Source organism: Streptomyces sp. NPDC093071 (assembly GCF_044754545.1).
Classification (GTDB): domain Bacteria; phylum Actinomycetota; class Actinomycetes; order Streptomycetales; family Streptomycetaceae; genus Streptomyces.
In genome coordinates, this window is record NZ_JBIVPH010000008.1 from 30,766 (window position 1) to 55,425 (window position 24,660).

A 24,660-nucleotide genomic window follows, 5' to 3' on the forward strand; every position below is an offset into this window, starting at 1 on the left:
GACGCCGGTCAGGAGGTGGGGTGTGCCCCCGTGCCGCCAGCGGAACCCGAACCGGTTCCCGGGCCCGAACCGGGACCCGTTCCCGTCCCCGCCGAGGGGCCGCGCTGGGCGACCAGGTGGTCGCGGATCTCCTTGAGCACCTCCAGCTCGCTGACCTCCATCGTCTCCTGGACGCCCTCCTTCGCCTTGTCGTGCGCGGCGCGCTTCGCGAGGATCTTCGCCATCGGCAGGACCATCAGGAAGTAGACGACGGCCGCGGTGATCAGGAAGCTCAGCACCGCGCTGAGCACCAGGCCCCACTGGAGCTCGATGCCCTGCATCTCGCCGTCGACCACCTTGCAGGGGTCCTTGATGCAGGTCGAGTAGCTCTCCAGGTCCTTCGTGCCGAAGGCGCCCACGACCGGGTTGATGATGCCCTTGACCACCGAGTTCACGATGTTCGTGAACGCGGCGCCGATGACGACCGCCACCGCCAGGTCGATCACATTCCCGCGCATCAGGAAGGCCTTGAAGCCTCCCAGCACGGTTTCCTTCTTCGCCACCGAGGTGCCTTTCGTCTCCGTCACTCGTGCTGCGTGCCGTGCCATTACGCCGTGCCCGCCGCACGGGCGTCCAATCCGTACACACGGGACGGTTACTCGACAGCCTGTCCGTGCGAATCAGCACACCGTCACCGCCAGCCGGGACGTGACACCGGCACCCGCCAGCGTCGCGGCCGTCGCCCGGGGCACGGAGAGGACGACGAGCGCCCCCGCGTCCGGGGAGTCCCCGTCCGCCCGGGGCACCTCGGCGACCCGGGCCCCCGACGCGACCACCCGGGCCCCGCCCTCCCCGCCCGGCGGCGCGTGGGGCGCGGCGATCACGTCCACCCGGTCCCCGGGCCGCAGCAGCCGTACGGTCGCGGCGTCGGCGATCCGCACCGGAGCGGACACCAGGGGAACGACCGCCGCGGGCCGTGCGCGGACGGCGGCCGCCCGCGCGCTCCCGGGAGCCGGCCCACCACCGGAGCCCGGCCCCACGGCCGATCCGGAGCCCGGCCGGGCACCCCATCCGGAGCCCGGCCAAGCGCCCGACCCCGCCACGGCCAGCGCCGCCGCCGTCAGGGCCAGGAGCACCACCGGCACCCGTCGCCTCCGCCGCAGGGCCCCGCGCAGCCGGAGCCGGGCACCCCGTACCCGTACCGGCTCGAAGGCCGGCACCACGCACGGCGCCGGCACGGAGACGGAGGAGGAAGAAGAGGAGAAGGAGGGGGAACTACTCGTGGTCGTCACGGGACACCGCCTGTCCGGGCAGAGGAAAGGGTGGGAAAGCGGCTCCCACTCTCCCCGTCCCGTCCCCGCCCCGCTCCGGCCTGGGGATCACCCGGCGCCTGTGGAGAACTCCCTCACTCCCCGGAGGGAACTCCGGGTACGCCCGAGGGCCCCGTCGCATGTGACGGGGCCCTCGGGGAAGAACGGATCAGGCGGCCGAGCTTCCGGTGCTCGACGAGGACGCCGAGGAGGAGGAAGACGATGAAGCGGTCGAAGCGGCGGGCTTGGCGTCCGACGACGAGTTCGACGAGCCCGACGAGGCCGTCGACGTCGAGGACTTCGACGACGAGGCGGGCGAGCTGCTGGACGACGAGCCGCGGCTGTCGTTCCGGTAGAAGCCGGATCCCTTGAAGACGATGCCGACGGCCGAGAACACCTTCTTCAGGCGGCCCTTGCAGCTGGGGCACTCGGTCAGCGCGTCATCGGTGAACTTCTGCACCGCCTCGAGGCCTTCGCCGCACTCGGTGCACTGGTACTGGTAGGTCGGCACTTGACTTCCTCCTGGCACTCACACTCATCGAGTGCTAACGACGATCCATAGTGACGCATTCCGGGGCCTCAGTCCACCGCCACCGGCACGCGGTGACCGATACCACGCGCCGCGACCCGGCCCGCCTCGCGCGGCTTCAGCCGCGACCGCAGCAGCACCAGCGTGGTCAGGGCCAGCGCCGTGCCCGCCATCGGCACCAGGAATCCGGTGCTCGCGCCGTGCGCGTCGGCGAGGCGTCCGGCGACCGTGACGGCCGCCGCCTGGCCCAGCGCGACGGCGCCGGTGAGCCAGGTGAAGGCCTCCGTGCGGGCCGAGGCCGGGATCAGGGTCTCGACGATGGTGTAGCCGGTGATCAGGGCGGGGGCGATGCACAGGCCCACGACCAGGCCCAGGGCGCCGAGGAGCAGCACCGAGTGCACGGACCAGAGCAGGGACGCGGCGACGGTGAGGCCCGCGTAGCCCAGGAGCAGGCGGCGGCGGGGACCGGTCTTCCAGGCGACGGCGCCCATGGCGATGCCCGCGAGCATGTTGCCGGCGGCGAAGACCCCGTACAGCAGGCCGTTGGCGCCGGGGTTGCCGATCTCCTCGCTGAAGGCGGTGAGGGAGACCTGCATACCGCCGAAGACGGAGCCGATGCCGAGGAAGGCGACGATCAGGACGCGGACGCCGGGCACGGAGAGCGCCGAGCGGTGGGGCTCGGCGGCGTGGGACGCGGCCAGGCCGTGCGCGGGCTGGGTGGCGCGCTGTGCGGCGAAGAACAGGCCGCCGACGAGGGTGAGGCCGGCCTCGGCGATCAGACCGGCGGCCGGGTGGACGCCGGTGCACAGGGCGGTCGCGAGGACGGGGCCGACGACGAAGGTGAACTCGTCCGTGACGGACTCGAAGGCCGCGGCCGTCGGCATCAGCGGGGTGCCGTCCAGCTTGGCCGCCCAGCGGGCCCGGACCATCGGCCCGACCTGCGGCACGGAGGCGCCGGCGGGCACGGCCGCCAGGAACAGCGCCCAGAGCGGGGCGCCGGCCAGGGCGAGGACCACGAGCAGCGAGACGGAGGCGGTGTGGACGAGGACGCCGGGGATCAGGACGGCGCGCTGGCCGAAGCGGTCGGCGAGCTTGCCGCTCTGCGGCGCGAAGAGCGCCATGGAGACGCCGGTGACGGCGGCGACCGCGCCGGCGCTGCCGAAGGAGCCGGTGGTGTGCTGGACGAGCAGGACGATGCCGATGGTCAGCATCGCGAAGGGCTGCCGGGCGGCGAAGCCGGGGAGCAGGAAGGACAGCGCACCGGGGGTGCGCAGCAGCTGCCCGTAACCGGGCCGCTCGTCCGTGCCGGGCCGTCCGTCCGCGTGGATCTTCTCCGCGTCGACCGTGCCCGTGTTGACCGTGGACGCCACGGTCCTTGCCTTTCCGCCGCCTGGTAGCGCGCCCCGTGCACGGTGGTGCGGGTGTCGCCGAGAGCTGTCCTCATGCGCGGAACTGCGGTAGATACCGGGCCGGCCCCACTGCGGAGGGGCGCCACGGCCGCCATACGGTCGCGCCAGCTCTGCGTCAGGCAGAGTTGGTTCGATCAGGTGTGCCTTCATGGTACAGGGAGGGAGCGTCCTCCCGCCTGGGAAACGCTCCCTCCCCCGAATCGATTCCTGCGATCACGGGGATCGTGTGCCCCATGTCTCAGTCGCCGTGTCGGTCGCCGTGTCAGTCGCCGTGCCAGTCGGCGTCTCAGCCGGTCGGCTTCTTCTGCCGCTGCGCATCCCGCTGCCCGGCCCGGTGGAACCGCGTCTCCGTCCCCGGCGGCGGGCCGAGGGCCGTCGAGCCGCCCCCCGTGCCGAGCCAGCCGGCGAGCTTGCCGCCCTGGCCGACCGCCCGCAGGCGCCGTTCCGTGGCGTCCCGCACCGGGTCGGTGGCGACGACAAGCAGCTCGTCGCCGTGCCGCAGGACGGTCGCGGGCCCCGGTACGAAGCTCTTCTCCTCCCGTACGACGAGGGTGACCGCCGCTCCGGCCGGGAGGCGCAGTTCGGCGACCTCCACGCCGTGCATCCGGGAGCCCTCCGGGATGGCGACGGAGAGCAGGTGGCCGCGCAGCCGCTCCAGCGGGGCGGACTCGACGCCGAGGTCGGAGGCGTCCGAGGAGGCGCCGAGCTTGAGCGCCTTCGCCAGCCAGGGCAGCGTCGGGCCCTGGACGAGGGTGTAGACGACGACCAGGACGAAGACGATGTTGAAGATCCGCTCGCTGCCCTCGACCTTCGCCACCATCGGGATGGTGGCGAGGATGATGGGGACGGCCCCGCGCAGGCCGGCCCAGGACATCAGGGCCTGCTCCTGCCAGGGGATGCGGAACGGCAGCAGGCTGACCAGGACCTCCAGGGGCCGCGCGACCATCGTCAGGACCAGGCCGATGACGACGGCGGGCCAGAAGTCGTTGACCAGGTCGTGCGGGGTGACCAGCAGGCCGAGCAGGACGAACATGCCGATCTGCGCGATCCAGCCGAGACCCTCGGCGAAGCCGCGGTTCGCGGGCGCGTGCGGCAGCTTGGCGTTGCCGAGGATCATCGAGGCCAGGTAGACGGCGAGGAAGCCGGAGCCGTGGGCCAGGGCGCCGGCGGCGTACGCGACGACGGCGATGGCCATGACGGCGATCGGGTAGAGGCCGGAGGCGGGCAGGGCGACGTGCCGCAGCCCGTAGGCGCCGACGAAGCCGACCGCGATGCCGAGGGCCGCGCCGATGGCCAGTTCCAGGGCGATCTCGCCGAGGAGCACGTACCAGTGCTCGATCGGTCCGGCGGTGGAGAAGGCGACGACGAGGATGACCACGGGGGCGTCGTTGAAGCCGGACTCGGCCTCCAGGACGCCGGTGACCCGCGAGGGCAGGGGCACCTTGCGCAGCACGGAGAAGACCGCGGCGGCGTCGGTGGAGGAGACGACGGCGCCGATGATCAGGGCCTGCCGCCATTCCAGGCCGACGAGGTAGTGGGCGCCGGCGGCGGTGACGCCGACGCTGACCGCGACGCCGACGGTGGAGAGGACGACGGCGGCCGGAAGGGCCGGCTTGACCTCCTTCCACTTCGTGCCGAGGCCGCCCTCGGCGAGGATCACGACGAGGGCCGCGTAGCCGATGACCTGCGTGAGCTCGGCGTTGTCGAAGGCGATGTTGCCGATGCCGTCCTGCCCGATGGCGACGCCGATCCCCAGGTACAGCAGGAGGCTGGGGAGGCCGCTCCGGGAGGAGATCCGCACGGCCGCGACGGCGATCAGCAGCACGAGCGAGCTGACGAGCAGGAGTTCGTTGAGCTGGTGGACAGTCAGTGGCCGATCCTTCCCCTCATATGCGGCTGGATCGTTCCTCCAGCAAGCGACACTTCGTTACCTTACCTAATCTTTAACGTTTTCTTGACGCCTTCCCGGTGGCTCACCCGCTCACCAGTACGGTTCTCTTCCTGACACCGCGTCCGAGCCGTCCGGACGCTGCGCCTAAGGTGGCTCCCGTACTCCAGGATCACCCTGCCCCTCGAAGGACAGCGATGCCCTCCAACACGTCCGCGCCCCCCGCCAAGAAGAAAGGGCGGCGTGCCCGCCTGCTCCTCGTCCTCCTGGTCCTCGTGCTGGTCGCGGGCGTCGGGGCCGGCGGGTACTGGGGTGTCAGCACCGTCCGGGGCTCGTTCCCGCAGACGACCGGCGAGATCCGCCTCGACAGCCTCTCCGGCCAGGTCGAGGTGAAGCGGGACGCCCAGGGCATTCCGCAGATCTACGCCGACAACGAGACGGACCTCTTCCGCGCGCAGGGCTACGTCCAGGCGCAGGACCGGTTCTACGAGATGGACGTCCGCCGCCACGTGACCGCGGGCCGCCTCTCCGAGATGTTCGGCGAGGGCCAGGTCGAGACGGACTCCTTCCTGCGCACCCTCGGCTGGCGCCGGGTCGCGCAGGAGGAGTACGACAAGGTCCTGTCGGCGGAGACGAAGAAGTACCTCCAGGCGTACGCGGAGGGCGTCAACGCCTATCTGAAGGACCGCGAGCCCGGGGACGTCTCCGTGGAGTACGCGGCCCTGGCCCTCACCAACGACTACGCGATCGAGCCGTGGACCCCGGTCGACTCGGTGGCCTGGCTCAAGGCCATGGCCTGGGACCTGCGCGGCAACATGCAGGACGAGATCGACCGCTCGCTGCTCACCAGCCGGCTGACCCCGGCGCAGATCAAGCAGCTCTACCCGGAGTACCCGTACGCGCTCCACCAGCCGATCGTGGACGGCGGGAAGGTCGACGAGTCCACCGGGAAGTTCGGTCCCGAGGGCGGCGACGACCTGGGCACGGGTGAGACCCCGGGCACCAACCCGGCCGGTACCGACGGCTCCGGCGACTCCTCGCAGGGGATGGCGTCCCAGCTCGCCGCCCTCTCCGAGGTCCTGGACGGCGTCCCGGCCCTGCTCGGCCCCAACGGCAACGGCATCGGCTCGAACTCCTGGGTCGTCTCCGGCGACTACACGACCTCCGGCAAGCCGCTGCTCGCCAACGACCCGCACCTCGCGCCGCAGCTGCCGTCCCTCTGGTACCAGATGGGCCTGCACTGCCGCTCGGTCTCGGCCACCTGCCGCTACGACGTCTCCGGCTACACCTTCTCCGGTATGCCCGGTGTGATCATCGGACACAACGACAAGATCGCCTGGGGCCTCACCAACCTCGGCGCCGACGTCACCGACCTCTACCTGGAGAAGATCGGCCCCGACGGCTACCTCGTCGACGGCAAGGTCAAGCCCTTCACCGTCCGCGAGGAGACCATCAAGGTCGCCGGCGGCGCCGACCGCAAGATCACCGTCCGCTCCACCGAGCACGGCCCGCTGGTCTCCGACCGCTCCTCCGAACTGGAGACGGTCGGCCAGAAGGCCCCCGTCGGCAACGCCGCCCCCGACCGCGGCACCGGCTACGGCGTCTCCCTCCAGTGGACCGCCCTCCAGCCCGGCAAGTCGATGGACGCGATCTTCGCCATCGACCGCGCCAAGGACTTCGACAGCTTCCGGGCCGCCGCCAGGAACTTCGAGGTCCCCTCGCAGAACCTGATCTACGCCGACACCGAGGGCAACATCGGCTACCAGTCGCCGGGCAAGATCCCGCAGCGCGCCACCGGCGACGGCACCCTCCCGGCGCCCGGCTGGGACTCGAAGTACCGGTGGAAGGGCTACATCCCCTTCGAGAGGCTGCCCTACGAGTACAACCCGGAGCGCGGCTACATCGTCACCGCCAACCAGGCCGTGATCGACCCGAAGAACTACCCCGACCTGCTCACCAAGGACTGGGGCTACGGCTCGCGCAGCCAGCGGATCAACGACCTCATCGAGTCGAAGACCAAGGACGGCGGGAAGATCTCGCCGGACGACATGCGGACCATGCAGACGGACAACCGCAGCGAGATCGCGACCCTGCTCAACCCGCTCCTGCTCAAGATCGACATCGCCGACCCGCACGTCCGCGAGGCGCAGAAGCTCCTGGAGGGCTGGGACTACACCCAGGAGCCCGACTCGGCCGCCGCCGCCTACTTCAACGCGGTCTGGCGCAACGTCCTCAAGCTCTCCTTCGGCAACAAGCTGCCCAAGGAGGTGCGCGCCGAGGGCGACTGCATCAACGTGCGCCCGGCCGACGCCACCGGCCCGGTCGACGAGCAGAACAAGCTCGTCCGCGAGTGCGGCCAGCGCGACCCCGACTCGGCGCAGCCGGACGGCGGCGACCGCTGGTACGAGGTCGTCCGTCCGCTCCTCAAGCAGGAGAAGAGCGAGTGGTGGACCACTCCGGGCAGCCGCACCGACCAGGCCACCGAGACCCGTGACCAGCTGCTCGCCCGCGCCATGAAGGACGCGCGCTGGGAGCTGACCGCCAAGCTCGGCAAGGACGTCTCCACCTGGAGCTGGGGCCGGCTGCACCAGCTGACCCTGAAGAACCAGACCCTCGGCACCGCCGGCCCCGGCGTCGTCCAGCAGCTCCTCAACCGCGGCCCGTGGAACCTGGGCGGCGGCGAGGCGGCCGTCGACGCCACCGGCTGGAACGCGGCCGGCGGCTACGAGGTCATCTGGGTCCCGTCGATGCGGATGGTCGTCAACGTCGGCGACTGGGACAAGTCCCGGTGGATCAACCTGACCGGGGCCTCCGGCCACGCCTTCCACACGCACTACACCGACCAGACGGACGCCTGGGCGAAGGGCGAGCTCTACGACTGGGCGTACGGCAAGGCGGCGGTCGACGCGGCGACGAAGGACACGCTGGTCCTCAAGCCGTAGCCGCGGGGGCGGCCCGGAAGCGGATCACCGCCTCCGGGGTCACCACCGCGTGGACGGGGTGGTCGTGCGGTTCCTCCGGGACCCGCCCGACCACCTCGTCCGCGTAGAGGAGGACCACCAGGGCGGGATCCCGCCCGTCCCGTACGAGCCGGGCGAGGACCCGGTCGTACGAGCCGCCGCCCCGCCCGAGCCGCATCCCGCGCGCGTCCACCGCGAGCCCCGGAAGCAGCACCGCGTCCGCCGCGCACACGGCCTCCGGGCCGAGCCGGGGCCCGACCGGTTCGAGGAGCCCCCGGCCCGCCCGCGCGAGCCGGTCCGGACCCTCGTACGCGGCCCAGTCCAGGTCGTTGTCGGGGAGCAGCACCGGGAGCAGGACCCGCACCCCGCGCGCGTGGAGCGCGTCGAGCAGCGCGCGCGTGCCCGGCTCGCGGCCCACGGACACGTACGCGGCGACGGTGGACGCCCCGGCGAGCTCGGGCAGTTCCACCCCCTGGCGGGCGAAGGAACCGGCCGACTCCGCGAGGAACGCGGGGGTCAGTGCGGCGCGGGCACCCAGAAGTCGGCTGCGCAGCAAGCTTTTTTCGGACATTTCCGATGTCATGGCGGTCCTCCGTGAATGCGCGAAGCTCCTCTAACTGCCTTTATGTGGAGGAAGTTAATCGGAGCCACATCTTTCTCTCATTCCGAACCGTTAGGGTGCACCGCATGAATCAGTCGCTCCCCAGGCTCGGCCGGATCAGCAAGGCTGTCATCCCGGCCGCCGGCCTCGGCACCCGCTTCCTCCCGGCGACCAAGGCGACGCCGAAGGAGATGCTGCCGGTCGTCGACAAGCCGGCCATCCAGTACGTCGTCGAGGAGGCCGTCGCGGCCGGCCTCTCCGACGTGCTGATGATCACCGGACGGAACAAGCGTCCCCTGGAGGACCACTTCGACCGGAACTACGAGCTGGAGGAGGCCCTGAGCCGGAAGGGCGACGCGGAGCGCCTCTCCAAGGTCCAGGAGCCCAGCGACCTCGCCACCATGCACTACGTCCGCCAGGGCGCCCCGCGCGGCCTCGGCCACGCCGTCCTGTGCGCCGCCCCGCACGTCGGCGACCAGCCCTTCGCGGTGCTCCTCGGCGACGACCTGATCGACCCGCGCGACCCGCTGCTCGCGCGGATGGTGGAGGTCCAGGAGCGCGAGGGCGGCAGCGTGATCGCCCTCATGGAGGTCGAGCCCTCGCAGATCCACCAGTACGGCTGCGCGGCGGTCGAGGCCACCGTGGACGCGGACGTCGTCAAGGTGACGGACCTGGTCGAGAAGCCCGGCCCGGGCGAGGCGCCCAGCAATTACGCCATCATCGGCCGCTACGTCCTGGACCCGGCCGTCTTCGGCACCCTGCGGGAGACCGAGCCGGGCCGCGGCGGCGAGATCCAGCTGACCGACGCCCTGCAGAAGCTCGCCTCGGACGAGAAGATCGGCGGACCGGTGCACGGCGTCGTGTTCAAGGGACGCCGCTATGACACCGGCGACCGCGGGGACTATCTGCGTGCCATTGTCAGACTCGCGTGCGAACGTGAAGATCTGGGACCGGACTTCCGGGCCTGGCTCCGGAGATACGTCAGCGAGGAGATGTAGGCCTTGAGCAGCAGCACGGCACCGTCGCCGTCCCCCGGCGACCACGAGGGCGACTCCGGGGAGACGCCCGACCCCTGCGCGGGCCCGGCCCGCGACCTGTGGACGGTCGACGAGCACCTGGCCGACGTCCTCGCGTCCGTCTCCCCGCTCGAACCCATCGAGCTGCAACTCCTCGACGCCCAGGGCTGCGTCCTCGTCGAGGACGTGACGGTGCCGGTCGCGCTGCCCCCCTTCGACAACAGCTCCATGGACGGCTACGCGGTCCGGGTCGCCGACGTCGCCGGGGCCACCGAGGAGTTCCCCGCCGTCCTCACGGTGATCGGCGACGTCGCGGCCGGCGCGGACGGTCTGCCCGAGGTCGGCCCCGGCCAGGCCGCCCGGATCATGACCGGCGCCCCGCTGCCGCCCGGCGCCGAGGCCGTCGTCCCCGTCGAGTGGACCGACGGCGGTACGGGCGGGGGCGCGGCCACCGGCATGAGCGCCGCGAGCACCGCCCCCGAGGGCGCGGCCGGCGAGGTCCGGGTGCACCGCGCCGCCGAGGCCCGCGCCCATGTGCGCGCGCAGGGCAGCGACGTCCGCGCCGGAGAGCTCGCCCTCGCCGCCGGCACCGTCCTCGGGCCGCCGCAGATCGGGCTCCTCGCCGCGATCGGGCGCGGCACGGTCCGGGTGCGGCCGCGCCCCCGGGTCGTCGTCCTCTCCACCGGCAGCGAGCTGGTCCAGCCGGGCGAGCCGCTGGGCCCGGGGCAGATCCACGACTCCAACAGCTTCGCGCTCGCCGCCGCCGCCCGGGACGCCGGAGCCCTCGCCTACCGGGTGGGGGCCGTCGCCGACGACGCGGAGTCGCTGCGCTCGGCCATCGAGGACCAGCTCATCCGGGCGGACCTGATCGTCACCACGGGCGGGGTGAGCGTCGGCGCGTACGACGTGGTCAAGGAGGCGCTGACCGCCGACGGCGAGGTCGACTTCCGCAAGCTGGCCATGCAGCCGGGCAAGCCGCAGGGCTTCGGCGCGATCGGCGCCGACCGGATCCCGCTGCTCGCCCTCCCGGGCAACCCGGTCTCCTCGTACGTCTCCTTCGAGCTGTTCGTCCGGCCCGCGATCCGCGCCCTGATGGGCGTCGAGGACCTGCACCGGCCCCGGGTGCGGGCGGTCCTGGACGCGGACGGCCCGCTGAGGTCCCCGGCGGGCCGCCGCCAGTTCCTGCGCGGGGTGTACGACCGGGGGACCGGCGCCGTCACTCCCGTGGGCGGTGCCGGTTCCCACCTGATCGCGGCCCTCGCGCACGCGGACTGCCTGATCGTGGTCCCGGAGGAGACGGAGGCCGTGGCTCCGGGCGCCGAGCTGGAAGTGGTCCTCCTCGGCTGAGGGGGCCGGGGTGGGGGTACGGTGTCTCGTCCCACACAGCGACCGGGAGTGTCACGGCCATGAGCACGCAGCAAGGTCTCACCCACATCGACGAGGCGGGGGCGGCCCGCATGGTCGACGTCTCCGCGAAGGACGTCACGGCCCGCACGGCGCGTGCCAGCGGACGGGTCCTCGTCTCGCCGCGCGTGATCGAGCTGCTGCGCGGCGAGGGCGTCCCCAAGGGCGACGCGCTCGCGACCGCGCGGATCGCCGGGATCATGGGCGCGAAGAGGACGCCCGACCTCATCCCGCTCTGCCACCCGCTCGCCGTCTCGGGCGTGACGCTCGACCTGTCGGTCGCGGACGACGCGGTCGAGATCCTGGCGACCGTGAAGACCACGGACCGCACGGGCGTCGAGATGGAGGCCCTGACGGCGGTCTCGGTGGCGGCCCTGACGGTCGTCGACATGGTGAAGGCGGTCGACAAGGGCGCGGTCATCTCCGACGTGCGGGTGGAGGAGAAGACGGGCGGCAAGTCCGGCCGCTGGGCGCGGGGCGAGTCGTGACGCGCGCCGGCCGGGCGGCGGGGACGCACGGGCACCCGGAGCCCGCCGGGGCCGCCGCGCCGGGGGAGACCCCGGCGGAGGTCTACGCGGCCCTGGTCGTCACCGCCTCCAACCGGGCGTCGGCCGGGGTGTACGAGGACAAGGGCGGCCCGCTGATCGCCGAGGCCCTGACCGCGCTGCGGTTCGCGGTCGAGGGCCCGCAGGTCGTCCCGGACGGCGACCCCGTCGAGGCGGCGCTCCGGGCGGCCGTGGACGCCGGGTACGACCTGGTGGTGACCACCGGCGGCACGGGCGTCTCGCCCACCGACCTGACCCCCGAGGCGACCCGCCGGGTCCTGGAGCGGGAGATCCCGGGCATCCCCGAGGCCATCCGCGCCTACGGCCGGGAGAAGGTGCCGACGGCGGCGCTCTCCCGGGGCCTCGCCGGGGTCGCGGGCCGCACCCTGATCGTGAACCTGCCCGGCTCGACCGGCGGGGTGCGGGACGGCCTGGCCGTCCTGGAGCCGCTCCTGAGGCACGCCGTCGACCAGATCCGCGGCGGCGACCATCCGAGACCGTCGTGATCCCGTCCTGGCCCGCGGTCCTGGTCGACGGCGACGTCGTCCTGCGGCCGATAAGGATGCGGGACCACGCGGCCTGGCGCGAGGTGAACCGGCGCAACCGCGAGTGGCTGCGGCCGTGGGAGGCGACGGTCCCGCCGCCGCCCCCGGGCGGCCCGGCCGCCCAGCGCCCGACCTACCGTCAGATGGTGCGCCACCTGCGGTCGGAGGCGAACGCGGGCCGGATGCTGCCGTTCGTGATCGAGTACCAGGGGCGGCTGGTCGGCCAGTTGACGGTGGCCGGGATCACCTGGGGCTCGATGTGCTCGGGGCACGTGGGGTACTGGGTGGACAGCGCGGTGGCCGGGCGCGGGGTGATGCCGACGGCGGTCGCGCTCGCCGTCGACCACTGCTTCCGCACGGTCGGCCTGCACCGCGTGGAGGTGTGCATCCGCCCGGAGAACGGCCCTTCGCGCCGGGTCGTGGAGAAGCTGGGCTTCCGCGAGGAGGGGCTGCGGCCGCGCTATCTGCACATCGACGGGGCGTGGCGGGACCATCTGGTGTTCGCGCTCACGGCGGAAGAGGTGCCGGAAGGGCTGCTGCGGCGCTGGCGCCAGGCGAGAATGAAATAAGTGTTCGAATTCAATCGGGAGTCGGCAGTCAATCGATCTGAACAATCACAAAAAAGTTCAGTGATATCAGCCAGATCGTGCGACACACCGGGCCAATTGGCCTATGGCCTCCCGCGAACCCCTCTACCGTGTGAAGCGTGAGCAGCAGCGGCCTCATCTACGCAGTCATCGTCGGGGCCTGGGCCGCCTACTTGGTACCGATGTGGCTCCGCAGGCAGGACGAGCTGAACGAAGCCCGTCCGACGGAACGCTTCAGCACCGCCATCCGGCTGCTTTCCGGACGGGCGGGCATGGAACGCCGTTACGCCAAGGAGCTGAAGGAGCGGGACCGGACGGCACAGGGCCCGACGCCCGACGTGGACCCGGACGCGGCGACCGAGCACCTCAGCTCGGTCGACGTCCGGGCCTTCTCCGCGCCCGCGGCCAGGACGGAGGCGCGGCTGGAACTCCCGGACCGCGACCGCGACCGTACGCCGGACCGCGACCGCGACCGCGACCGCGACCGCGCGGCGGACCGTGACCGCGCGCCGGCTCACGACCCGGAGCGCGAGCCGGGGTCCGCGTCCGCCCCGCCCCGCCCCGCCGCCCCGGGCGCGGCCGAGCGCGCCCGCCGCGGCAAGGTCCTCGCCCGGCGCCGCCGCACCACGATCGTCCTCTTCCTGGCCTTCACGCTCGGCGCGATCGTCGCGGCCGTCGGCGGCGTCCCCTTCCTGTGGGCGCCGGCCGCCCCCGCCCTGCTCCTCAGCGCGTACATCGTCCACCTGCGGGTCCAGGAGCGGCGCCGCTTCGTGTACGTGATGGACCGGCGCCGCGCCGAGGCGGCGGCCGCCCGGCTGCGCGAGAGCCGCCGCCCCGCCCCGACGCCCGAACCGGAGGCCGACCAGGCGCCCGCGACGGCCCCGGCGGTCTCCCCGCAGGAGGCGGACCGGCGCGCCCTGGTCGAACAGACCGACCACGCCGAGTGGGTGGACCAGCAGCGCGACCGCGGCCCGGCCCGCGGCGACAGCTGGGACCCGGTCCCGGTCCCGCTCCCCACGTACGTCACCGCCCCGGTCGCCCCGCGCGCGTCGAGCGGCGTCGACGTCACGGACCCGGAGACCTGGAGCGCGGCCCGCTCCTCCACGGCGGCCGACCCGGCCCCCGCCCCGGCCCCCCGCCGCCGCCCCGCAGCCCCGCGCCGCGACCACGACCACGGCCGCACCCCGCTCTTCGACCAGTACGCGGACGAGGACCGCCCCCGGGCCGCCAACGAGTGACCCCGGGGGGCGGGCCCTAAGCTCCCGCCCATGGACGGCTACGAGCGCCTCACGGCCCGGGTCGAGAAGGCCTGGAAGGACTTCGACGACCCGGCCACGCCGCACCGGCACTTCCGCCTGGACGAGATCAGCGACCTCCTGGAGTCGGCCCTGCTGACGCAGGAGGACACCGAACGGGTCGTCGGACGCATGGCCCGGATCGCCCTGTCCGACGACGAGGCCAGGGACGTCGTGGAAGCCGCCCTGCACGCGATCTGCACGGCGGGCACGCGCTACACGCTCCCCCTCCCGCTGATCGGGCCGCTCGCCGACGCGGCGGACCGCTTCGACCCCCCGCTCCTGGCCTACGTCCTGGCGGCCCTCGGCTCCACGTACGACAAGGCGGCGATACCGCTCGCCAAGCGGTTCCTCGGCCATCCCCACCCGGAGATCCGCCGGGAGGCGGAGGACGCGCTGACCGAGATCAGGTGGCAGTACCGGCACGAGCCGATCCGGGGAGCCTTCCCCGACGCCCCCGACTGACCTGCGGCGGAAGCGATTTTTGTTCTCGCCGATCGGGGTGCTAATGTTTCACACGTCGCAAGGGCCTGTGGCGCAGTCTGGTAGCGCACCTCGTTCGCATCGAGGGGGTCTGGGGTTCAAATCCCCACAGGTCCACAGACAAAGGGAATCCCGCCCGATCGGAAGATCGGGCGGGATTCCCGCTTTTCCGGCGAGGCGGAACAGCGCCGCGCGCCGGGCCGGGGCACTATGCGGAGCGTGACCCACAGCTCGAAGAACCGGTGGAACGAGCTCGCGCTGTTCCTGGTGGTGACGGGTGTCGGCGTCTTCGCCCTGTCCTCCCTGGCGGATCTCCTGATCGCCGATCAGGACCCGACCGTCAACGGGGTCCTCGTCGTCCTCCCCAGCGTCCTCATCGGGCTCGGCACCGCCCGGGCCTACCGTCGCCGCCGCGCCGCGGGCGGGAGCGGCGGCTGACGGGCCCGGCGCGTCAGACCAGGGACTTCGCGTAGCAGCGGCTCTCCGGGTGGTCGCGGTAGTGGCCGAACTTGACGCACGGGGCGTAGCCGCTGGACGCGTAGAGGGCGATGGCCTCCGGCTGGGCGGTGCCCGTTTCGAGGACCATGCGGGTGCGGCCGGCGGCGCGGGCGTCGGCTTCCAGGGCCGCCAGGATGCGGCGGGCCAGGCCCAGGCCGCGGGCCTCGGGGACCACGTACATGCGCTTCAGCTCGGCGTCGCCGTCCGCGTACCCCCGGTCGTTCGCGTCCTGCGTGCGCCAGCCGCCCGTGGCGAGGGGCTGCCCCTCGGGGTGGTACGCGAGCAGGTACAGGCCGCGGGGCGGGACGAACATCCCGGCGTCCAGCGGCGTGACGTCGCCCTCGTCGCCGTAGCGGACGGCGTACTCCGCCTGGACCGCGTCGTTGAGTTTGACGGCGTCGGGATGGTCATAGGGGGTGGGACGGATGTTCATGCGTTTCATCGTACGTGTGTACGGGTCGTGGGTGTCGGTATTCTCCCGGGATGCTCACTGTCACGACAGCGAATGTCAATGGTCTTCGCGCCGCCGCCAAGAAGGGCTTCGTCGAGTGGCTGGCCGGGACCTCCGCCGACGTCCTCTGCCTCCAGGAGGTGCGCGCCGAGGAGGCCCAGCTGCCTCCGGAGGTGCGGGCGCCCGAGGGCTGGTTCGCCGTGCACGCCCCCGCCGCCGCCAAGGGCCGCGCCGGCGTCTCCCTCTACACCCGGCGCGAGCCCGACGCCGTCCGGGTCGGCTTCGGGTGCGCCGAGTTCGCCACCAGCGGCCGGTACGTCGAGGCCGACCTGCCCGGCGTCACCGTCGCCAGCCTCTACCTGCCCTCCGGCGAGGTCGGCACCGAGCGCCAGGACGAGAAGTACCGCTTCATGGACGAGTTCCTGCCCTACCTGAAGGAGCTCCGCGTCCGGGCCGCCGCCGGCGGGCGCGAGGTCGTCGTCTGCGGCGACTGGAACATCGCCCACCAGCGGGCCGACCTCAAGAACTGGAAGCTCAACCAGAAGAAGGCCGGCTTCCTGCCCGACGAGCGGGAGTGGCTGACCCGGGTCCTCGGCGAGGACGACGGCGGGTACGTGGACGTCGTGCGGCAGCTCCACCCCGACATGGAGGGCCCCTACTCCTGGTGGTCCTACCGCGGGCGCGCCTTCGACAACGACAGCGGCTGGCGCATCGACTACCAGATCGCCACGCCCGGGCTCGCCGCCAAGGCCGTGAAGGCGTACGTCGAGCGGGCCGCCACCCACGACGAGCGGTGGAGCGACCACGCGCCCGTCACCGCCGTCTACGACCTGTAGGCCCGGCCCCCTCAGGGCTTGTCGCGCAGGCGGCGGTCCAGGGCCATCGACAGCTCCGCCTCCACCACGCTCTTGGCGAGCGGGCGCAGCCGCCACAGGTCGTCCTCGGCGGCGTGGGCGCGGAGCAGTTCGGTGAAGAGCTCCGCGAGCGCGTCGGCGTGCTCGCGGACCCTGGCCCCCGCCTTGAGGACCTCCGCGAGCGGCACGCCCTCGCGGACGAGCGCGGCGGAGACGTCGAGCAGCCGGCGGCTGATGTGGACGATCTCCTCGCCGTCGGTGACGAGGTAGCCCAGGTCGAGGGCGGCGGCCAGGTTCTCGGGCGTCACCTCGCCCGCGAAGTGGTCGGCCAGCTCCTCGGGGGTCAGCCGGACCGGCTCCTCCTCGCTGGGGACGTCGATGGCCAGGACCTCGCGCACGTTCCGGCCGCTCTCGAAGGCCGTGGTCAGGTCGGCGATGCCGTTGAGCGTGTGGCCGCGCTCCAGGAGGGCGGCGATCGTCCGCAGCCGGGCCAGGTGCTGCTCGTCGTACCAGGCGATCCGGCCCTCGCGGCGGGGCGGCGGGATCAGGCCGCGCTCGCGGTAGAAGCGCAGGGTGCGCACGGTGATGCCGGCGGCGGCCGCCAGTTCCTCCACGCGGTACTCGCGGATGCCCTCCGGGGCGGGGGCGGGGGCGGGTGCCGGGGCGCCGGCGTGCGTGCTCGGTGCGGCTGCCGGGCCGGTCGTGCCCGAGCCCGTACCCGCGCCGCTCGTACCCGTCGTACCCGCGCCGCCCGCGTCCGCCGGGCCGCCGCCCGTGCCCGTCGTACCCGTACCCGTCGCGCCGCCCGCGCCTATGCCCGTGCCCGCCACGTCGCCCGCGTCCGCGCCCGTGCCCGCGCCCGCCACGTCGTCCGTACCCGCGCCCCTCCCGGGGCTCGATCCTTCTGCCACGGTCGCCAGCCTATGTTGTACCGCCGGTAACTTTCCCTTGTCGTACCCCTACCGCTCGGTAGGGAGCTGCTCTACAGTCCCCACCATGCCAGTGATTGCTGGCGGAATCAGCCGGGCGCACGGGAGGCGGCATGGCGAAGCACGAGAACGTACGGGTGGCGGTGATCGGATCGGGATTCGGCGGCCTCGGGGCCGCCGTCCGGCTGCGCCGCGAGGGGATCACCGATTTCGTCGTCCTGGAGCGGGCCGACTCCGTGGGCGGCACCTGGCGCGACAACAGCTACCCCGGGTGCGCCTGCGACGTCCCCTCCCACCTCTACTCCTTCTCCTTCGCGCCCAACCCGGACTGGCCCCGCACCTTCTCCGGGCAGCGCCACATCCGCGCGTACCTGGAGCACGTCACCGACACCTTCGGGATCCGGCCGCACCTGCGCCTGAACCACGAGGTGCTGCGGATGGAGTGGGACGCCGACGCCTTGAGGTGGGAGATCGAGACCTCCTCCGGCTCCTTCAGCGCCGAGGTCGTCGTCTCCGCGACCGGCCCGCTCTCCGACCCCAAGATCCCCGACATCCCGGGGCTCGCCGACTTCCCCGGCAAGGTCTTCCACTCGGCCCGCTGGGACCACGACTACGACCTCACCGGCAAGCGCGTCGCCATGATCGGCACCGGCGCCTCCGCCATCCAGATCGTGCCCGCGATCCAGCCGGAGGTCCGGAAGCTCACGCTCTTCCAGCGCACGCCCCCGTGGGTCATGCCCCGCATGGACCGGAACATCACCGGCGCCGAGCGATGGCTGCACCGCACCCTGCCCGCCACCGCCACCCTGCGCCGCGGCCTGCTCTGGGGCATCCGCGAACTCCAGGTCGGCGCCTTCACCAAGCACCCCGGCGAGCTGGGCCTCGTCGAGAAGCTCGCCAAGGCCAACATCGCCCGGGCGATCAAGGACCCGGCGCTGCGGGCCAAGCTGACCCCCTCGTACCGCATCGGCTGCAAGCGGATCCTGCTGTCGAACGCGTACTACCCGGCGGTCGCGCAGCCCAACGTCGACGTCGTCGCCTCCGGGCTGCGCGAGGTCCGCGGCTCGACCCTGGTCGGCGCCGACGGCACCGAGACCGAGGTCGACGCGATCGTCTTCGGCACCGGCTTCCACGTCACCGACATGCCGATCGCCGAGCGCGTCTTCGGGGCCGACGGGATCTCGCTCGCCGACGCCTGGAAGGACGGCATGGAGTCGCTGCGCGGCGCCACCGCCGCCGGCTTCCCCAACTGGATGACGATCATCGGCCCCAACACCGGCCTCGGGAACTCCTCGATGATCCTGATGATCGAGTCCCAGCTGAACTACATGGCCGACTACCTGCGCCAGCTCAACGTCCTCGGCGGCCGCGCCGCCCTCGCCGTCCGGCCCTCCGCCGTGAACGCCTGGAACCGCAAGGTGCAGGCCCGGATGGAGCGGACCGTCTGGAAGGCGGGCGGCTGTGAGAGCTGGTACCTCGACGCCAACGGCCGCAACACCACCCTCTGGCCGGGCACCACCGGCGAGTTCCGGCGCGAGACCCGGCAGGTCGACCTCTCCGAGTACGAGGTGATCCGCGCGCCCAGGACCGCCCCCGTCACGCCCCGTCCCTCCCGCACGAAGGAGGCCGCCCAGTGAGCCGGCACCTGACCCCGCTCCCCGGAGCCCGCGAACTCACCGTCACCTCCGCCGACGGCTCCCGCATCCACGTCGAGGTGTACGGCCCCGAGGGCGCCCCCGCCGTCGTCCTGGCCCACGGCTGGACCTGCTCCATCGCCTTCTGGGCCGAGCAGATCCGGGCGCTCGCCGCCGACCACCGGGTCATCGCCTACGACCAGCGCGGCCACGGGCGTTCGCCCGACCCCGGCCCCGGCGGCTACTCGACGACGGCGCTCGCCGACGACCTGGAGGCGGTGCTCTCCGCCACCCTCGCCACCGGCGAGCGGGCCGTGATCGCCGGGCACTCCATGGGCGGCATGACGATCATGGCCGCCGCCGAGCGCCACGGGCTGCGCGACCACGCCGCCGCCGTGCTCCTCTGCTCCACCGGCCCCTCCCGGCTGACCGCCGAGGCCACCGTCGTACCGCTGGGGCCGAGCGGGCTGCGCACCCGTCTGACCAAGGCCGTCCTCGGCTCCAAGGCGCCGCTCGGGCCGGTCAACGCCGTCTCGAAGAAGGTCCTCAAGTACGCGACGATGGGCCCCGGTTCGGCGCCCGAGAAGGTCGACGCCTGCGCCCGGATCGTGCACGCCTGCCCGCGCGGCCCGCGCCACGGCTGGTCGCAGGTCCTGGCCGGGCTCGACCTCGAACACGGCGTGCGGGCGCTGCGGCTGCCGGTCGCCGTGCTCGTCGGCACCGCCGACCGGCTCACCCCGGCCGCCCACTCCCGCGCGATGGCCGAGGCGCTGCCGCACTGCGCGGGCTTCGTCGAGCTGACCGGCATGGGGCACATGACCCCGGTGGAGGCCCCGGAGGCCGTCACCGCGCAGATCCGCGAACTGACCCTCACGTACCTGGGCGTGAAGGACACCACCGTGAACGCCAAGGAGGACGCATGAGCAGGGTGAGTCTCGAAGGACAGGTCGCGGTCGTCACCGGAGGGGCCCGCGGCGTCGGCGAACTCCTCGCCCGCAAGCTCTCCGCGCGCGGCGCGAAGATCGCGCTCGTCGGCCTGGAGCCCGAGCAGCTCAAGGAGGTCGCGGGCCGGCTCCACACGGAGGCCGACTGGTGGCACGCCGACGTCACCGACCACGAGGCGATGTCCCGGGTCGCGGCCGAGGTGAAGGAGCGGTTCGGGAAGGTCGACATCGTCGTCGCCAACGCCGGTGTGGCGTCGGGCGGTCCGTTCGTCGACTCCGACCCGGTCGCCTGGCGGCGGGTCATCGAGGTCAACCTGATCGGCGGCGCCGTGACCGGCCGGGCGTTCCTGCCCGTCCTCATGGAGTCCCGCGGGTACTTCCTCCAGATCGCCTCGCTCGCCGCGATCACCCCGGCCCCGATGATGACGGCGTACTGCGCCTCCAAGTCGGGCGTCGAGGCCTTCGCGCACAGCCTGCGCGCCGAGGTGGCCTACAAGGGCGTGAAGGTCGGCGTCGGCTACCTCTCCTGGACCGACACGGACATGGTGCGGGGCGCCGACGAGGACGACGTCATGCGGGAGCTGCGCCAGCGGCTGCCCTGGCCGTCGAACCGCACGTACCCCCTCGGCCCGGCCGTCGACCGGATCGTCGCGGGCATCGAGCGGCGCTCGCCGCACGTCTACGCCCAGTGGTGGCTGCGCGGGATGCAGTCGATCCGCGGCTACCTGCCGAGCGTGATCGCGACCGTGGGCCAGCGCGAGATGAGGCGCTTCGAGCCGCGCCTCGGCACGGTCTCCAAGGGACTCGTGGGCGCGGGCGGCGCGGCCGACGAGCAGGAGCGGACCGAGCGGGTCTGACCCCCGGCTCCCGCGCCCGACCTCCGCGTCTCACCGTCCGTAACTGATCGAAATGCGCGGAATGTTCGCTCGTGCGAGGCTGATCGAGGCCGGGGACACCACGTCCCCGACCTCCCCCACACCTCTCACAGGAGTGAACTTCCATGGGCGTGCAGGACCAGTTCAAGGACAAGGCCGAGCAGATCAAGAACCAGGCCAAGGAGGCCATGGGCAAGGCGAAGGACGAAGCGTCCGAGCGCGCCTCCCAGGGCCGCGACCGCTCCCAGGACGCGACGGACCGGGCCCAGCAGGAGGTCCAGAACCGCCGCAACCAGGACCGCCAGGCCTGACGCCCGCCGGTTCACACCGGAGGCGCACCCGGAAGACCGGGTGCGCCTCCGCGCGTTTCCGGCCGGTGCCCGCGACTCCCGCGCGTCCGCCGCCGGATCTCCGTACGGTGGCGCCCATGGCCGTACTCGAACGACTGCGCTCCGATCACGCCCTCGCCCTGCTCGTGTCCGAGCGGGAGAACCGGGCCTACTTCGCCGCGTACGTGCCCGATCTGGCGTACGGGGGCGGGTAGCGGCTACTCCCGCGGCCTCGGCGGGAGCTTCGGGCGGGAGCGGTCCGGCAGTTCCTCGTACGCCGGGGGGCTCGCCGCCGGGGTCTCCTCCAGGAGCGCGAGGGCGACGTGGACGGCGTCGTCCAGCTGGGCGTGGCGGCCCTCCGCCCAGTCCAGGGGGGTGCGCAGGACCGCGAGGTCGGGCTCGACGCCGTGGTTCTCCAGGGACCAGCCGTACTCGGGGAACCAGGCCGCGTTCATCGGCACCGTGATGTGGGTGCCGTCCCCGAGCCGGTGGCGGCCGGTCATGCCGACGACCCCGCCCCAGGTGCGCTGGCCGACGACCGGCCCGAGGCCCAGGAGCTTGAAGGCGGCGGTGATCATGTCGCCGTCGGAGGAGGTGGCCTCGTCGGCGAGGGCGACGACGGGGCCGCGCGGCGCGTTGGAGGCGTAGCTGACGGGCTGGGCGTTCCGGGTGAGGTCCCAGCCGAGGATCCGGCGGGTCAGCTTCTCGATGACCAGCTCGCTGATGTTGCCGCCCGCGTTGCCCCGCACGTCCACGATGAGGGCCGGCCGGGAGACCTCCATGCGCAGGTCCCGGTTGAACTGCGCCCAGCCGGAGCCGCCCAGGTCGGGGATGTGGAGGTAGCCGCAGCGCCCGCCGCTGAGCTCGCGGACCACGGTCCGGCGCTTGGCGACCCAGTCCTGGTAGCGCAGCGGGCGCTCGTCGACGAGCGGGACGACGGCGACGCGGCGGGCCCGCCCCTCGCCCTCGGCGGGGGTGAAGGTCAGCTCGACGGTGGTGCCGCCGGTGCCGGAGAGCAGCGGGTACGGACCCGTGACCGGGTCCACCGGCCGCCCGTCGACGTGGGTGAGGACGGCACCCTCGCGGATGCCGGTGCCGGCGAGCGGGGAGCGGGCCTTGGAGTCGGAGGACTCGCCGGGCAGGATCCGCTTCACCGTCCAACCGGCTTCGCGGAGCACGAGGTTGGCGCCGAGCAGGCCCATCGGCCGCTGGTAGTGCGGCGGTCCCTCGTTGCGGCGGGCCGGGGTGACGTACGCGTGCGAGGTGCCCAGCTCGCCCATCACCTCGCGCAGCAGGTCGGCGAACTCGTCGGGGGAGGAGACCCGTTCGACCAGCGGCCGGTACTGGTCGAGGATCGCCGTCCAGTCGACCCCGCCCATGCCGGGCTCCCAGAAGTAGGCGCGGACGATCCGCCCGGCCTCGTCGAAGGCCTGGCGCCACTCGGCGCCCGGGTCGACCTCGTGCAGGATGCGCCGCAGGTCCAGGTAGACGGTCGAATCGCCGTCCCCTGCCTCGGTCGCGGGCACCGCCCGCAGCTCGCCCTCGTCGGCGACGACGAGCCGGGTGCCGTCGCCGCTGACCGCGAACCAGTCGAGGTCGGAGGCGAGTTCGCTCTTGCGGGCCTTGGTGATGGAGAAGTGCTCCAGGGTGGGGCGGCCCGAGGTGTCGGCCGGGTTGGCGAAGGTCTCGCCGAGCGCGCCCGAGATGGGCCAGCGCAGCCAGACGAGCCCGCCGCCGCTGACCGGGTGCAGCGCGGAGTACTTGGAGGCGGCCACCGGGAAGGGCGTGACCCGCTCGGCCAGGCCCTCGATCTCCACCGTCACCGTGCCCTCGGCCGGTGCCGTGTCGTCGTCGGCCGGGTCCAGGCCGCCGGCCGCCGGACGCCCGTCCGGGAGCAGCGCGAAGGGGGACGGGGTCGCGGAGGAGAGCGGTACGAGGTAGGGGCGGCAGCCCAGCGGGAACGACAGGTCGCCGGTGTGCACGTCGTACACCGGGTCGAAGCCGCGCCAGGAGAGGAAGGCGAGGTAGCGCCCGTCCCGGGTGAAGACCGGGTTCTCGTCCTCGAAGCGCCCGTTGGTGACGTCCACGACCGTGCGGGCGCCGGGGCCCGAGATCCGGGCCATCTTGATGGAGCGCAGGGAGCGGCCGATGCCGGGGTGGGACCAGGTCAGCCAGGCGCCGTCGGGGGAGAAGGCGAGGTCGCGGACGGGCCCGTTGACGGACCTGATCAGCTCGGTGACCTCGCCGTTGGACTCCTCGCTCGCGTCCAGGAGGAGGAGCCGACCGTCGTGGGAGGCGAGCGCGATCCGCTCGCCGTCCGGGTCGGCGACCAGCTCCTCGACCCGGCCGAGGTCCCCGGAGGCGAGCCGGCGCGGCGGCCGGTCGCCGCTGGCGCGCGGCAGGTGCGCGACCTCGACGGCGTCCTCGCCGTCGGCGTCGGTGACGTAGGCGACCTGGCCGCCGCTGCCGAGCATCTCGGGCAGCCGGACCCGGACGCCGGGGGAGTCGATGATCGTGCGGGCCGGTCCGTCGCGGTGCGTCAGCCAGTACAGGCTGCCCCGGACGGAGACGGCGCTGGCCCGGCCGGTCTCGTCCACGGAGAGCGAGTCGATGTGGTGGGCGGCGGGCACTTGGTAGCTCCGCCGGCCGACGCGCTGGCCGCCGAGCCGCACCTCCAGACGGCGGGGGCGGGAGTCGGGGGTGAGGTCGTCGACGATCCACAGCTCGCCCGCGCACTGGTAGACCACCCGCCGGCCGTCGCTGGAGGCGTGCCGGGCGTAGAAGTCGGCGTGGTCGGTGTGGCGGCGCAGGTCGGTGCCGTCGGGCCGGCAGGAGTACAGGTTGCCGACGCCCTCGTGGTCGGAGAGGAACGCGATCCGGCCCCCCACGGCCATCGGGCAGTCCAGGTGCCCGCCGATGTCGGGCAGCAGCCGCCTGCCGTGCAGCCAGAGGCGGCCGGTGGCGCCGCCCAGGTACCGCTTCCAGGCGGCGGGCTCGTGCGGCGGCTTCCCGGTGAGCAGCAGCGTGCACCGCTCGGCCTCGTTGCCGGGGGCGGCGATCCCGTCCGTGACCGTGATGTCGGAGACCGGGCCCCAGGGCAGCCGGCGGCCCGGGGTGCCGTCGGTGGGCACGGTGTAGGCCCAGGAGTAGTACGAGAAGGGCTGTCCGTGCGAGGAGACGGCGAGGATCTCGGAGCGGCCGTCCTTGTCGGGGGGCGTCCAGCCGCAGACCCGGGTGTCGGTGGACCCCCAGTGGGTGAGCCGCCGGGCGGCCCCGCCGTCGACCGGGACGAGGTGGATCTCGGGGTCGAGGCTGCGCCAGTTCGTGTACGCGATGTGGCGCCCGTCCGGCGAGAAGCGCGGGTGCCCGACCCGGGTCCGGTCGACGGTGAGCCGCCAGGCCCGGCCGGGACTTCGGCCCTCGGGCGCGAGCGGGGCGACCCAGAGGTCGTCCTCGGCGGCGAAGCACAGCAGGTCGTCGTGGAGGTGCGGAAAACGGAGATACGCGACGTCGTCACTCACCTCCCCATGCTTTCGGGGCGGCGGGGGCGTGGCAACTCGTACGTGTATGCGGGCGTCTTCGGGTAGGCGATCCG

23 protein-coding genes, 1 tRNA gene and 1 pseudogene are annotated in these 24,660 nt (G+C 73.0%); 16 read left to right on the top strand and 9 right to left on the bottom strand.

Translation table 11 applies throughout. From position 1 onward, the window contains the following. Positions 1-8: 8 nt before the first annotated feature. From mscL to ACIQD7_RS25940, 5 genes are all read right to left on the bottom strand, one after another. Positions 9-587, bottom strand: a complete 579-nt coding sequence (gene mscL, locus ACIQD7_RS25920) for a large conductance mechanosensitive channel protein MscL (RefSeq protein WP_402444638.1) — start codon at positions 585-587, stop codon at positions 9-11. A gap of 72 nt (positions 588-659) precedes the next feature. Continuing rightward, positions 660-1,271, bottom strand: a complete 612-nt coding sequence (locus ACIQD7_RS25925) for a hypothetical protein (RefSeq protein ID WP_402444640.1) — start codon at positions 1,269-1,271, stop codon at positions 660-662. Positions 1,272-1,458: 187 nt separating this feature from the next. Continuing rightward, entirely contained in the window at positions 1,459-1,800 is a 342-nt protein-coding gene (locus ACIQD7_RS25930; protein WP_402444642.1) for an FmdB family zinc ribbon protein, read from the bottom strand. 68 nt (positions 1,801-1,868) lie between these two features. Then, positions 1,869-3,146 carry an MFS transporter gene (locus ACIQD7_RS25935; protein ID WP_402444898.1) on the bottom strand — a complete coding sequence of 426 codons (1,278 nt, stop codon included), beginning with the start codon at positions 3,144-3,146 and terminating at the stop codon, positions 1,869-1,871. Between the two features lie 367 nt (positions 3,147-3,513). Next, positions 3,514-5,052, bottom strand: coding sequence for a potassium/proton antiporter (locus tag ACIQD7_RS25940; protein WP_402444644.1), 1,539 nt, complete (start codon positions 5,050-5,052; stop codon positions 3,514-3,516). A 260-nt stretch (positions 5,053-5,312) separates the two neighbouring features. Between ACIQD7_RS25940 and ACIQD7_RS25945 the strand changes: the two genes are divergently transcribed. Further along, a complete protein-coding gene (locus tag ACIQD7_RS25945; RefSeq protein WP_402444645.1) occupies positions 5,313-8,057 on the top strand; it encodes a penicillin acylase family protein in 2,745 nt (914 codons plus the stop codon). Here the strand turns inward: ACIQD7_RS25945 and ACIQD7_RS25950 are convergent. Further along, on the bottom strand, positions 8,047-8,658 hold the full coding sequence (locus tag ACIQD7_RS25950) for a 5-formyltetrahydrofolate cyclo-ligase (protein WP_121832773.1): 612 nt from the start codon (positions 8,656-8,658) through the stop codon (positions 8,047-8,049). The genes ACIQD7_RS25945 and ACIQD7_RS25950 overlap by 11 nt on opposite strands. Positions 8,659-8,762: 104 nt before the next feature. Between ACIQD7_RS25950 and galU the strand changes: the two genes are divergently transcribed. The 9 genes from galU (at position 8,763) to ACIQD7_RS25995 (ending at position 14,989) form a co-directional block, all read left to right on the top strand. Next, on the top strand, positions 8,763-9,674 hold the full coding sequence (galU, locus tag ACIQD7_RS25955; protein ID WP_161373231.1) for a UTP--glucose-1-phosphate uridylyltransferase GalU: 912 nt from the start codon (positions 8,763-8,765) through the stop codon (positions 9,672-9,674). A 3-nt stretch (positions 9,675-9,677) separates the two neighbouring features. After that, positions 9,678-11,039, top strand: a complete 1,362-nt coding sequence (gene glp / locus ACIQD7_RS25960; RefSeq protein WP_402444647.1) for a gephyrin-like molybdotransferase Glp — start codon at positions 9,678-9,680, stop codon at positions 11,037-11,039. Between the two features lie 59 nt (positions 11,040-11,098). Further along, positions 11,099-11,584, top strand: a complete 486-nt coding sequence (gene moaC, locus ACIQD7_RS25965) for a cyclic pyranopterin monophosphate synthase MoaC (RefSeq protein WP_030216918.1) — start codon at positions 11,099-11,101, stop codon at positions 11,582-11,584. Beyond that, a complete protein-coding gene (locus ACIQD7_RS25970) occupies positions 11,581-12,147 on the top strand; it encodes a molybdenum cofactor biosynthesis protein B (protein WP_402444649.1) in 567 nt (188 codons plus the stop codon). Before moaC ends, ACIQD7_RS25970 begins: the two co-directional genes overlap by 4 nt. Further along, positions 12,144-12,755, top strand: a complete 612-nt coding sequence (locus tag ACIQD7_RS25975) for a GNAT family N-acetyltransferase (RefSeq protein WP_161373234.1) — start codon at positions 12,144-12,146, stop codon at positions 12,753-12,755. The genes ACIQD7_RS25970 and ACIQD7_RS25975 overlap by 4 nt, the downstream gene beginning before the upstream one ends. A 137-nt stretch (positions 12,756-12,892) precedes the next feature. After that, a complete protein-coding gene (gene glpR / locus ACIQD7_RS25980; RefSeq protein ID WP_402444651.1) occupies positions 12,893-14,011 on the top strand; it encodes a gephyrin-like molybdotransferase receptor GlpR in 1,119 nt (372 codons plus the stop codon). Between the two features lie 30 nt (positions 14,012-14,041). Continuing rightward, the gene (locus tag ACIQD7_RS25985; RefSeq protein WP_402444653.1) at positions 14,042-14,533 is read left to right on the top strand and encodes a HEAT repeat domain-containing protein; all 492 of its coding nucleotides are present in this window, start codon (positions 14,042-14,044) and stop codon (positions 14,531-14,533) included. Between the two features lie 61 nt (positions 14,534-14,594). Then, positions 14,595-14,668 (top strand) — tRNA-Ala (locus ACIQD7_RS25990). Between the two features lie 102 nt (positions 14,669-14,770). Beyond that, positions 14,771-14,989 carry a hypothetical protein gene (locus ACIQD7_RS25995; protein WP_402444655.1) on the top strand — a complete coding sequence of 73 codons (219 nt, stop codon included), beginning with the start codon at positions 14,771-14,773 and terminating at the stop codon, positions 14,987-14,989. Between the two features lie 13 nt (positions 14,990-15,002). Here the strand turns inward: ACIQD7_RS25995 and ACIQD7_RS26000 are convergent, their stop codons facing one another. After that, complete coding sequence (locus ACIQD7_RS26000; protein WP_402444656.1) at positions 15,003-15,482, bottom strand: GNAT family N-acetyltransferase; 480 nt, start codon at positions 15,480-15,482, stop codon at positions 15,003-15,005. Positions 15,483-15,532: 50 nt separating this feature from the next. Between ACIQD7_RS26000 and ACIQD7_RS26005 the strand changes: the two genes are divergently transcribed. Then, positions 15,533-16,336, top strand: a complete 804-nt coding sequence (locus tag ACIQD7_RS26005) for an exodeoxyribonuclease III (protein ID WP_402444657.1) — start codon at positions 15,533-15,535, stop codon at positions 16,334-16,336. A gap of 11 nt (positions 16,337-16,347) precedes the next feature. Here the strand turns inward: ACIQD7_RS26005 and ACIQD7_RS26010 are convergent, their stop codons facing one another. Beyond that, entirely contained in the window at positions 16,348-16,983 is a 636-nt protein-coding gene (locus ACIQD7_RS26010) for a MerR family transcriptional regulator (protein WP_402444900.1), read from the bottom strand. A 413-nt stretch (positions 16,984-17,396) separates the two neighbouring features. On the opposite strand from ACIQD7_RS26010, the gene ACIQD7_RS26015 reads away from it, so the two are divergent. From ACIQD7_RS26015 to ACIQD7_RS26035, 5 genes and pseudogenes are all read left to right on the top strand, one after another. Next, positions 17,397-18,920, top strand: a complete 1,524-nt coding sequence (locus ACIQD7_RS26015; protein ID WP_402444659.1) for a flavin-containing monooxygenase — start codon at positions 17,397-17,399, stop codon at positions 18,918-18,920. Between the two features lie 8 nt (positions 18,921-18,928). Next, complete coding sequence (locus ACIQD7_RS26020) at positions 18,929-19,840, top strand: alpha/beta fold hydrolase (RefSeq protein ID WP_121830982.1); 912 nt, start codon at positions 18,929-18,931, stop codon at positions 19,838-19,840. Next, positions 19,837-20,718: an SDR family oxidoreductase gene (locus ACIQD7_RS26025; RefSeq protein WP_121830960.1), complete on the top strand. Its 882-nt coding sequence runs from the start codon at positions 19,837-19,839 to the stop codon at positions 20,716-20,718. The genes ACIQD7_RS26020 and ACIQD7_RS26025 overlap by 4 nt, the downstream gene beginning before the upstream one ends. 143 nt (positions 20,719-20,861) lie before the next feature. Further along, entirely contained in the window at positions 20,862-21,047 is a 186-nt protein-coding gene (locus ACIQD7_RS26030) for a hypothetical protein (RefSeq protein ID WP_402444661.1), read from the top strand. Positions 21,048-21,163: 116 nt separating this feature from the next. After that, positions 21,164-21,259, top strand: a pseudogene (locus ACIQD7_RS26035) (GNAT family N-acetyltransferase); the annotation flags it as partial. A 24-nt stretch (positions 21,260-21,283) separates the two neighbouring features. Here ACIQD7_RS26035 and ACIQD7_RS26040 read toward each other — a convergent pair. Beyond that, entirely contained in the window at positions 21,284-24,586 is a 3,303-nt protein-coding gene (locus tag ACIQD7_RS26040; RefSeq protein WP_402444663.1) for a S41 family peptidase, read from the bottom strand. Positions 24,587-24,660: the final 74 nt, after the last annotated feature.

Bases quoted from the DNA above. Each gene is read 5' to 3' on its own strand.
- mscL (WP_402444638.1), bottom strand. From the start codon at position 587: ATGGCACGGCACGCAGCACGAGTGACGGAGACGAAAGGCACCTCGGTG.
- ACIQD7_RS25945 (WP_402444645.1), top strand. From the start codon at position 5,313: ATGCCCTCCAACACGTCCGCGCCCCCCGCCAAGAAGAAAGGGCGGCGT.
- ACIQD7_RS25950 (WP_121832773.1), bottom strand. From the start codon at position 8,658: ATGACATCGGAAATGTCCGAAAAAAGCTTGCTGCGCAGCCGACTTCTG.
- galU (WP_161373231.1), top strand. From the start codon at position 8,763: ATGAATCAGTCGCTCCCCAGGCTCGGCCGGATCAGCAAGGCTGTCATC.
- moaC (WP_030216918.1), top strand. From the start codon at position 11,099: ATGAGCACGCAGCAAGGTCTCACCCACATCGACGAGGCGGGGGCGGCC.
- ACIQD7_RS25985 (WP_402444653.1), top strand. From the start codon at position 14,042: ATGGACGGCTACGAGCGCCTCACGGCCCGGGTCGAGAAGGCCTGGAAG.
- ACIQD7_RS26000 (WP_402444656.1), bottom strand. From the start codon at position 15,482: ATGAACATCCGTCCCACCCCCTATGACCATCCCGACGCCGTCAAACTC.
- ACIQD7_RS26005 (WP_402444657.1), top strand. From the start codon at position 15,533: ATGCTCACTGTCACGACAGCGAATGTCAATGGTCTTCGCGCCGCCGCC.
- ACIQD7_RS26015 (WP_402444659.1), top strand. From the start codon at position 17,397: ATGGCGAAGCACGAGAACGTACGGGTGGCGGTGATCGGATCGGGATTC.
- ACIQD7_RS26025 (WP_121830960.1), top strand. From the start codon at position 19,837: ATGAGCAGGGTGAGTCTCGAAGGACAGGTCGCGGTCGTCACCGGAGGG.
- ACIQD7_RS26030 (WP_402444661.1), top strand. From the start codon at position 20,862: ATGGGCGTGCAGGACCAGTTCAAGGACAAGGCCGAGCAGATCAAGAAC.